1 protein-coding gene is annotated in these 2,104 nt (G+C 68.4%); it reads right to left on the minus strand.

Annotated elements, in window-relative coordinates; translation table 11 throughout:
* A partial coding sequence (locus tag ON29_RS24975) for a condensation domain-containing protein (protein ID WP_245549098.1) occupies window positions 1-1,977 on the minus strand: 1,977 nt, incomplete at its 3' end.
* Window positions 1,978-2,104 lie beyond the last annotated feature (127 nt).

Here is a 2,104-nt window from a genome sequence, read left to right on the forward strand (position 1 = left end):
TACCACCGATTCCGGGCCCGCGCCCTGCGCGATCAACGCCCGAGCCACCCGATTCGCCCGCCGCTGCAACTCACCGAACGTCAAACTGGTATCACCGAAACGAATCGCGACCGCATCCGGACGCAACCATGCCTGCTCGGCGATCACATCCGGCAAGGTCGCCCCGGGGACCCAGGCGCCCGGCGCATTCCATGCGTTCAGCACCTGATCGCGCTCGCCGGGCGCGAGCACGTCGATGTCGCCCACCACAGCGGTGGCATCGGCCGCGATCGACGTGAGGATACGGCGGAATCGGCTCGCGAAATTCCGCACGGTCGATTCGTCGAACAGGTCGGTCGCGTAGCCGATGACCACCGAAAGGCCTTGGGCTCCAGGCTGTTCGGCCAGGGTGATCTGCAGGTCGAACTTGGCCGCCGACACCTGCGGATCGATGCCCGACACCGTGAGCCCGGGCAACTCGAGCGTCGCCTGCGCCAAGTTCTGCAACACCAGCATCACCTGGAACAGCGGGTGCCGCGCCGCCGAGCGAACCGGATCGAGCAATTCGACCAGACGCTCGAAGGGCAGATCGGCGTGCCCGAACGCCGCGACGTCGGTCCGGCGGACCTCGGCGAGCAACGCGTCGAACGGCGTGCCCGGCTCGACCTCGGTGCGCAGCACCAACGTGTTGACGAACATGCCGATCAGATCGTCGAGTTCGGCCTCGCCGCGGCCGGCCACCGGGGTTCCGATGGCGATGTCCGAGGTGCCCGACAGCCGGGCCAGCAGCACCGCGAGCGCGGCGTGCACCACCATGAACAGTGTCGAATTATGCCGCTGGGCAAGTTGTTCCAGCCCGGCATGCAGGTCGGCGTCGATGTCGAAGGCGAAGGTGGCCCCGCGATAGGACGCCTGGGCGGGCCGGGGCCGGTCGACCGGCAGCGGCAGTTCGTCCGGCAGGGCCGCGAGCGTGCCGCGCCAGTACTCGGCCTGCTGCGAGATGAGGCTGTTCGGGTCGCTCTCGGAACCGAGCACCTCCCGCTGCCACAGGCTGTAGTCCGCGTACTGGACCGGCAGCGGGGCCATGGCCGGGGCTTCGCCTCTGCTGCGCGCCTCGTAGGCCAGCACCAGATCCCTGGTCAGCGGGCCCATCGACCAACCGTCGGAGCTGATGTGGTGCGCGACGAACGCGAGCACGTGCTCGGCCGGGTCGTCCGCGTTCGCGGAAGCGACCTCGAACAGTTCGACCCGGAACGGGACCTCGGTGGTCACGTCGAAGCCCGCGGCGACGACGGCGGTCACCGCGGTGGCCAGATCGGCCGCGTCGACCCGGGCCGGCGCCAGACCGATCGGCACCTCGTCCGCCGCGAGCACCTGCTGTACCGGGCCGTCCGGCGTCTGCGGGTAGATCGTGCGCAGGATCTCGTGACGCGCCACCAGGTCCGCGACGGCCTGTCGCAGAGCGGCCACGTCCAAGTCGCCGCTGAGGCGGATGGCGGCCGGGATGTTGTAGACCGACGACGCCGGATCGAACTGGTTGAGGAACCACATGCGCTGCTGCGCCAGCGACAGCGGAATGCGGTCAGGGCGCGGACCGGCGACCAAGGCTTTACGCCCGCCGGAGCCCGCGTGCTGCTCGACCTTGGCGGCGAGTCCGGCCACGGTGGAGGCCTCGAACAGCACACGCACCGGAACACGAGCATCCAACGCCGCACCGATACGCGCCGCCACCTGCGTCGCCAACAACGAATTACCACCCAGCGCGAAGAAATCATCATCGACACCGACACGCTCGACACCCAACACCTCGGCATACACCGACGCCACGATCTCCTCGATCGGAGTCGACGGCGCACGAAACACCTGAACCTCGAACTCCGGCTCCGGCAACGCCTTACGATCCAACTTGCCGTTCACATTCAACGGCAAAGCATCCAGCACCACGAACACCGACGGCACCATGTACGACGGCAACACAGCAGTGAGCTCCGACCTCACCCGCGCCACATCGACACCCGCACCGGCACCAACAGCAGCCGCAGTCCCGGCATCGGCACCGGACCCGGCACCGGCACCGGCATCGGCACCGGCATCCCACCCAGCCACCACACCAGAAGGCACCAGG

It is taken from the genome of Nocardia exalbida NBRC 100660, from assembly GCF_000308575.1.
GTDB classification, from domain to species: Bacteria; Actinomycetota; Actinomycetes; order Mycobacteriales; family Mycobacteriaceae; genus Nocardia; species Nocardia exalbida.